This window comes from Micromonospora sp. NPDC007230 (assembly GCF_042869115.1).
GTDB lineage: Bacteria > Actinomycetota > Actinomycetes > Mycobacteriales > Micromonosporaceae > Micromonospora.
The window spans coordinates 44067-51054 of sequence record NZ_JBIAFE010000037.1 but is presented as its reverse complement, the minus strand read 5'-3'; the positions used below and the strand labels follow the sequence as shown (position 1 = coordinate 51054).

Here is a 6988-nt window from a genome sequence, read left to right as displayed (position 1 = left end):
CATTCCGAACCCGGAAGCTAAGCCCTCCAGCGCCGATGGTACTGCACTCGGGAGGGTGTGGGAGAGTAGGACACCGCCGGACAAACATTCCAGTCGAGGGGCGCCCCAGCAGGGTCGGCCCTCGACTGCGTTAGCGTCCTTGGCGACGCACTCAGGAAGGATGTACCTGTGAGTTCAGGACCGCACGGCGGAGATCGCCCCCGTCGTTACGAGGACCGCGCCGAGCGTGGGCAGGGGCGCGATGACGCCCGCCGCGACGACCGTCCCTCGTACCGGGGCAGCCGCGACGACCGCTCGGGCGGCTCGCGCGGCGGCTACGGCGGTGACCGCCGCGAGGGTGGCTCCCAGTCGGGTTCCCGCGACGGCGGCTTCCGCAGCGGCCAGCGCGAGGGCGGTTCCCGCCGTGACGACCGTGAGGGCGGCTTCCGCGGCGGTGAGCGCCGCGAGGGTGGCTTCCGCAGCGGTGACCGTGAGGGCGGCTTCCGTGGCGGTGAGCGTCGCGAGGGCTTCCGCCGCGACGACCGGAGTACCGGCTTGCGCCGCGATGACCGCCAGGGCGGCCTCCGCGGTGGCGACCGTCGGGATGACCATGACGGTGGCCCGCGCGGCGGTGACCGCCGCGAGGGGGGCTTCCGCCGGGACGGCGGAGCGCCGCGCGAGGGCGGTTTCCGTGGCGGGGACCGTGAGGGCGGTCTCCGTGGCGGGGAGCGCCGTGAGGGCGGCTTCCGTGGTGGCGAGCGCCGTGAAGGTGGTTTCCGTGGTGGCGAGCGCCGTGAGGGCGGTTTCCGTGGTGGCGACCGTGAGGGTGGCTTCCGCGGCGGGGAGCGCCGTGAGGGCGGCTTCCGCGGCGGGGAGCGCCGCGAGGGCGGCTTCCGTGGTGGCGACCGCGAAGGTGGCTTCCGTGGTGGCGAGCGCCGTGAGGGCGGTTTCCGTGGTGGCGACCGTGAGGGTGGCTTCCGCGGTGGCGAGCGCCGTGAGGGCGGTTTCCGTGGTGGCGACCGTGAGGGTGGCTTCCGCGGTGGCGAGCGCCGTGAGGGCGGCTTCCGCGGTGGCGACCGTGAGGGCGGCTTCCGCGGTGGCGACCGCGAGGGTGGCTTCCGTGGTGGCGAGCGCCGTGAGGGCGGCTTCCGCGGCGGCGACCGCGAAGGTGGCTTCCGTGGCGGCGAGCGCCGTGAGGGCGGCTTCCGTGGTGGCGAGCGCCGTGAGGGCGGCTTCCGTGGTGGCGAGCGCCGTGAGGGCGGCTTCCGTGGTGGCGAGCGCCGCGAGGGCGGCTTCCGCGGCGGCGACCGCGAGGGCGGCATCCGGGACGGCGAGCGCCGTGAGGGCTTCCGCCGTGACGGTGGGGCGCCGCGCGAGGGCGGCTTCCGTGGCGACCGCCGCGAGGGCGGTTTCCGGGGCGGGGAGCGCCGGGAGGGCGGCTACCGGGGCGACCGCCGCGAGGAGCGCGAGGGTGGGTTCCGTCGCGAGGACAACCGCGAGGGCGGTTTCCGGGGCGGCCGGGAGCGTACCGAGCGGGACGGGGAGCGCCGGGGCTACGGCGGCGACCGGCCGCGCCGGGACGACGGCCGGCAGGGCGGCTACGGGCCGCAGCGGGAACGGCGGGACGACCGGTTCGAGCGCGCCGAGGGACGTACGGGCGAGCGGGCGGCGGAGCCGGCGCTGCCGGACGAGGTGGTCGCCGGCGACCTCGACTCCACCGTCCGGGCCGAGCTCCTGTCGCTGGCCAAGCCGGTGGCGGAGACCGTCGCCCGGCACCTGGTCGCGACCGGCCAGCTGATCGACGACGACCCGGCGGAGGCGCTGGCGCACGCCATGGCGGCCCGCCGGCTCGCCTCGCGGATCGCGGCGGTGCGGGAGGCGGTCGGGCTGGCCGCCTACCACGCCGGGGAGTGGCAGACCGCCATCGCCGAGCTGCGCACGTACCACCGGATGACCGGACTGCAGAGCCACCTGGCGGTGCTGGCCGACTGCGAGCGGGCGCTGGGCCGCCCGGAGCGGGCGATCGACCTGTTCCGTGGCGCGGACCGGGAGAAGCTCGACCAGGCCGTCGCGATCGAGCTGCTGATCGTGGCCGCCGGGGCGCGGGGTGACCTCGGGCAGAAGGACGCGGCCGTGGCGATGCTCCAGGTGCGCGAGCTGACCACCGACTCGACCGAGGCGTGGGCCGGGCGGCTGCGCTACGCCTACGCGGACGCGCTGCTCGCCGTGGGCCGCCGCGAGGAGGCACGGGAATGGTTCTCCCGGGCCGCCGACGTGGACGCCGAGGGCGAGACCGACGCCGCGGAGCGGCTGCTGGAGCTCGACGGCGTGATCATCGAGGGCGACGACGAGGACGACGAGGAGTTCGCGGCCGGACCGGGTGCTCCGGGCGGCGTGCCGGCCCAGCCGGACGCCGACCTCAGCGGCGGCTCCGCCGAGGACGCACTGGACCGCCGGGACGACGACGCGGACGACCTCGACGACGACGAGGACGACGAGTTCGACGAGGACGAGGACGACGAGTTCGACGAGGACGACGACCTCGACGGTGACGCGGACGAGGACGCCGCCGGTGGCGACCGGGACGACATCGCCGACGACGAGGACGACGACCTGGACGACGACGACCTCGACAGCGACGCGCGGCTGCGCGGCGGGGACCTCGACGGCGCGGACCTCGAGGGCGAGTCCGCCGGTTACCGCGACCGCAACGCCGCCGACCTCGGCGACGACGAGCTGACCGACGCCACGGCCCGGTCGCTCGCCGCCGACACGGCGACCGGGGATGCCACGACGGCCGACCCGGCTGACGGACCTGGCGAGGGCTCGCCGGCCCGTTCCGCCGAGGCGGGCGGTACGGCGGAGGCGCCCGCCGAGACGGACCGCAGCGCGGAGGCGGACCGCCGGTGACCGAAAGCGTCGGGGAACGGCTGGTCGACGGGTACACCCTGGTCGTCTTCGACCTGGACGGGGTGATCTACCTGATCGACCGGCCGATCCCCGGCGCGGTCGAGGCGGTCGCTCGGCTGCACGCCGAGGGCCGGGCGGTGGCGTACGCGACGAACAACGCCTCGCGCCGCTCCAGTGAGGTGGCCGACCTGCTCACCGGCATGGGCGTGCCGGCCCGGCCGGAGGAGGTGCTCACCTCCGCCGCCGCGACCGCCGAACTGCTGCGCGACCGGCTGCCGGCCGGCGCACCGGTGCTGGTCGTCGGGGCGGAGGCGCTGCGTGCGGAGCTGCGTGCCGTCGGCCTGCGTCCGGTGGCGACGGCCGACGAGGAGCCGGCCGCCGTGGCCCAGGGCTACGGCCCGCAGGTCGGGTGGGTCGACCTGGCCGAGGCGTCCCTGGCGGTCCGGGCCGGGGCGCCCTGGTACGCGACGAACACCGACCGGACGCTGCCCAGCCCGCGTGGCCCGTTACCGGGCAACGGTTCCCTGGTGGCGGTGCTGCGTACCGCCCTGGGCCGGGACCCGGACGTGGTGGTGGGCAAGCCGGAACCGGCGCTCTTCGCCACCGCCGCCCGGCGCGCCGGCGAGGGGCGGACCCTGGTGGTCGGCGACCGGCTGGACACCGACATCGAGGGTGCCCGCCGGGCCGGGCTGGACAGCCTGCTGGTGCTCACCGGCGTCAGCGGCCTGCCCGAGCTGCTGGCCGCCCCGGAGGAGCGCCGACCGGCGTACGTCTCCGTCGACCTGGCCGGGCTCTTCAACCCGGCGGCGGTGGTCGGGGTGCCGGGCGCGCCGGACGGTGGCAGCTGGTCGGTGAAGGTGGCCGACGGCGGGCTGATCCTGGACGGCGCGGGACGCCCGCTCGACGCGCTCGCCGCGCTCTGCGCGGTGGCGTGGTCGACGGGCGTCGGCCCGCGGGTGCGGCCCGCGTCCCCGGCGGCGGCGGAGGCCCTCGCCGCGCTGGGCCGGCCCGACTGACCTCCCCGGGCGGCCGGGTCCGCTTGGGTCAGAGCAGCTTGCGGAGCTTCATCAGGTCGAACGGGTTCGCCTTGATGGACACCCGCCGGGCGGCGAGCGCCTTGGCGAGGTCGAGCTGGCCGTGCACCAGCGCGACCAGGTCGTCGCTGGTGGCGTTCAACGCGATCTTCGCCTTCGGGTCGTCGCCTTCGGTCAGGTCGACCAGCCGGCCGCCCTCCAGCTTGCCGTGGAACGCCGTGTCCAGGTCGGTGATCCGGCACACCAGGGTGCGGTCCAGGTCGATCCGCTCCTGCGCCTCCGCGTGGCCGTTCAGCCGGGCAGCCAGCTCCTGCAACGCCTGCCGGCACTCGTCCACGCTGGCCACATCGTCTCCTCACCACGCCACGCCGTTCTCCCCGGCACCGTACCGCAAGGGGACGTCCGGGGTGCCCGGTAGCGTGAACACCTGCACACCCCGCCCCGTGGAAGGACTCAGGCATGCAGGACGCGTGGCGCGCCTATCTCGAGCTGGCCATGGGCCTGACGGAGGCGCCCCGGAAGAAGGCCCAGGACACCGTGCGACGCGCGGTCGGCCAGGGCGGCGCCACCGCCGCCCAGCTCCAGGCGCTCGCCGAGGAGCTGGTCTCCACCGGCCTGGCGAACCGGGAGGCGCTGACCAAGCTGATCCGCTTCGAGGTGGACCGGGCGCTGGGCGCGGTCGGGCTGGCCACCGCCGACGAGGTCGCCGAGCTGACCCGCCGGGTGCACGAGCTGGAACGGCAGCTGCGCGAGGCGAGGACCGCCCCGACCCCGGCCGAACCGACCGCCGCGGCCCCGGTTTCCGCCCCGCCGGACCGGCCGGCGCCCACCCCCGGCAAGGCGGTGGCGAAGAAGGCCGTGGCGAAGAAGGCGATCGCGAAGAAGCCGGCCGCGACGGTGTCGCGTACCTCGGCCGAGGAGGCGCCGGTCAGGCCGGCGAAGAAGGCGGCCGGCCGCAAGCAGACCGGCGGTGCCGCGTCGTGACCGCCCCGTACCGCCCCGGGCCACCGCCGGGGGCACGGCCGGCGCCCGCCCCCGTCGAGGACGTGGGGGATGCCCGGCACCCGGCGGTGGACGCCGCGGTGCACGCCATGATCAACGCCGAGGCGCTCTCCCCGGCGGACCAGATCGCCCAGTACGAGGCGGCGTACGAGACGCTGCGCGAGACCCTGGCCAGCATCGACCAGGCCTGAGGAGAGGCGGAGAAGAACCACCCATGGCACGTCGTACCCGGCTGGATGCCGAACTCGTCCGCCGCGGCCTGGCCCGCTCCCGCGAGCAGGCCGCCGCGCTGGTGGAGGCCGGCCGCGTCCAGCTGCGGGGGGTGCCGGCCCGCAAGCCTGCCGCGATGGTCGACCCCGCCGACCCGCTGCTGGTCACCGGTGCCGATCCCACCGCCGAGTACGTCTCCCGCGGCGGCCACAAGCTGGCCGGGGCGCTCGCCGCGTTCGGCCGGGACGGGCTGACCGTCGCCGGCCGGCGCTGCCTGGACGCCGGCGCATCCACCGGCGGCTTCACCGACGTGCTGCTGCGCGCCGGCGCCGCCGAGGTGGTGGCGGTCGACGTCGGGTACGGGCAGCTGGCCTGGTCGCTGCGGAACGACGACCGGGTGCGCGTGCTCGAGCGCACCAACGTCCGTACCCTCACGCCGGAGGCCGTCGGCGGCGAGGTCGACCTGACGGTGGCGGACCTGTCGTTCATCAGCCTGCGGCTGGTGCTGCCGGCGTTGGCCGGCTGCACCACCCCCGCCGGTGACCTGGCGCTGATGGTCAAGCCGCAGTTCGAGGTCGGCAAGGAGCGGGTCGGCGCCGGTGGCGTGGTCCGCGACCCGGAGTTGCGTGCGGAGGCGGTGCTCGACGTGGCCGCCGCGGCGGCGCAGCTCGGCCTGGGGCTGGCCGGCGTCGCGGCGAGTCCGCTGCCGGGGCCGAGCGGCAACGTCGAGTTCTTCGTATGGTTACGCCGGGACGCGCCCGCCGCGGACCCCGAGCGGGTCCGCGCGGTGGTGGCCGCCGGCCCGCAGGGCTTCCCGCCTCCGGCCGACGCGCCGGAGCCCACGACGGAGGAGGTGTCCGGGTGAGCCGAACCGCTCTGCTGGTGACGCACACCGGGCGTCGGCGCAGCACCGAGCACGCCCGGGCGGTGGCGGCGGACCTCATCGCGGCCGGCTTCGAGGTGCGGGTGGTGGCCGAGGAGGCCGACGATCTGGACCTGCCCGGCGTGGTGCCGGTGACCGGACTGGAGGCCGCCGAGGGCGCCGAGATCGTCTTCGCGCTGGGCGGGGACGGCACCTTCCTGCGCGCCGCCGAGCTGGCCCGACCGGCGAAGGCGCCGCTGCTCGGCATCAACCTCGGCAAGGTCGGCTTCCTCGCCGAGGCGGAGATCGACGACCTGGACAGCGCGGTACGCGACGTGGTCGGGCGCAACTACACCGTGGACGAACGGCTCACCCTGGACGTGACCGCGGAGTTCGACGGCGGCCCGACCATCGAGTCGTGGGCGCTGAACGAGATCAGCGTGGAGAAGGGCGAGCGGGCCCAGATGCTGGAGCTGCTGGTCGACGTGGACGGCCGGCCGCTGTCCCGGTACGGCTGCGACGGCGTGGTCTGCGCGACCCCGACCGGCTCCACCGCGTACGCGTTCTCCGGTGGTGGCCCGGTGGTCTGGCCGGAGGTGGAGGCGTTGCTGCTGGTGCCGATCAGCGCGCACGCGCTGTTCAGCCGCCCCCTGGTGACCGCGCCGACGTCCACCTTCGCGATCACGGTGGACCCGTTCACCACCCTCGCGGTGCTCTGCTGCGACGGTCGGCGGGTGTACGACCTGCCCCCGGGAGCCCGGGTCACCGTGCGCCGGGGTGCGCTGCCGGTGCGCATCGTCCGGCTCAAGGCGCGGCCGTTCACCGACCGGCTGGTCGCCAAGTTCGACCTGCCGGTGCAGGGCTGGCGGGGCAGCCGCCGCTGAGTGCGGGCTCAGCGGTCGGGGCGCACCGGCATCGTCCGGTCGGCGTACCCGTGCCGCGTCGCCAACGGGTTACCGTAGGGGCCTACCCCGACGGCGGTGTGCCGCCG

Annotated in this window: 7 protein-coding genes, 1 rRNA gene and 1 pseudogene; 7 read left to right on the top strand and 2 right to left on the bottom strand. The window is 76.0% G+C overall.

Annotated elements, in window-relative coordinates; all coding sequences use genetic code 11:
* Positions 1 to 82: ribosomal RNA gene (gene rrf / locus ACFYML_RS33545) — 5S ribosomal RNA — on the top strand; the annotation flags it as partial.
* A gap of 92 nt (positions 83 to 174) precedes the next feature.
* On the opposite strand, the gene ACFYML_RS33540 is transcribed toward rrf, so the two are convergent.
* Positions 175 to 1755, bottom strand: a complete 1581-nt coding sequence (locus ACFYML_RS33540) for a hypothetical protein (RefSeq protein WP_387424456.1) — start codon at positions 1753 to 1755, stop codon at positions 175 to 177.
* On the opposite strand from ACFYML_RS33540, the pseudogene ACFYML_RS33535 reads away from it, so the two are divergent.
* Positions 1732 to 2439: pseudogene (locus ACFYML_RS33535) on the top strand (hypothetical protein); the annotation flags it as partial. The gene ACFYML_RS33540 and the pseudogene ACFYML_RS33535 sit on opposite strands and share 24 nt — an antisense overlap.
* 446 nt (positions 2440 to 2885) lie before the next feature.
* Positions 2886 to 3905: an HAD-IIA family hydrolase gene (locus ACFYML_RS33530; RefSeq protein WP_387424455.1), complete on the top strand. Its 1020-nt coding sequence runs from the start codon at positions 2886 to 2888 to the stop codon at positions 3903 to 3905.
* A gap of 28 nt (positions 3906 to 3933) precedes the next feature.
* Here ACFYML_RS33530 and ACFYML_RS33525 read toward each other — a convergent pair whose 3' ends face one another.
* The gene (locus ACFYML_RS33525) at positions 3934 to 4269 is read right to left on the bottom strand and encodes an alkyl sulfatase C-terminal domain-containing protein (RefSeq protein ID WP_387281245.1); all 336 of its coding nucleotides are present in this window, start codon (positions 4267 to 4269) and stop codon (positions 3934 to 3936) included.
* A gap of 113 nt (positions 4270 to 4382) precedes the next feature.
* Here ACFYML_RS33525 and ACFYML_RS33520 point away from each other — a divergent pair, with 113 nt between their 5' ends.
* Genes ACFYML_RS33520 through ACFYML_RS33505 form a run of 4 tightly spaced genes read left to right on the top strand, consistent with a single transcriptional unit; the run spans position 4383 to position 6881 of the window.
* Positions 4383 to 4907 (top strand): hypothetical protein, encoded by a 525-nt coding sequence (locus ACFYML_RS33520; RefSeq protein ID WP_387424454.1) that lies wholly within the window; start codon positions 4383 to 4385, stop codon positions 4905 to 4907.
* Positions 4904 to 5116: a hypothetical protein gene (locus tag ACFYML_RS33515; protein ID WP_387281247.1), complete on the top strand. Its 213-nt coding sequence runs from the start codon at positions 4904 to 4906 to the stop codon at positions 5114 to 5116. The genes ACFYML_RS33520 and ACFYML_RS33515 overlap by 4 nt, the downstream gene beginning before the upstream one ends.
* 23 nt (positions 5117 to 5139) lie before the next feature.
* Positions 5140 to 6000, top strand: a complete 861-nt coding sequence (locus tag ACFYML_RS33510) for a TlyA family RNA methyltransferase (RefSeq protein ID WP_387281248.1) — start codon at positions 5140 to 5142, stop codon at positions 5998 to 6000.
* Positions 5997 to 6881: an NAD kinase gene (locus ACFYML_RS33505; protein WP_073833321.1), complete on the top strand. Its 885-nt coding sequence runs from the start codon at positions 5997 to 5999 to the stop codon at positions 6879 to 6881. Before ACFYML_RS33510 ends, ACFYML_RS33505 begins: the two co-directional genes overlap by 4 nt.
* Positions 6882 to 6988 lie beyond the last annotated feature (107 nt).

Excerpts from the sequence above, each read along its gene's own strand:
- ACFYML_RS33520 (WP_387424454.1), top strand. The coding sequence starts at position 4,383 with ATGCAGGACGCGTGGCGCGCCTATCTCGAGCTGGCCATGGGCCTGACG.
- ACFYML_RS33510 (WP_387281248.1), top strand. The coding sequence starts at position 5,140 with ATGGCACGTCGTACCCGGCTGGATGCCGAACTCGTCCGCCGCGGCCTG.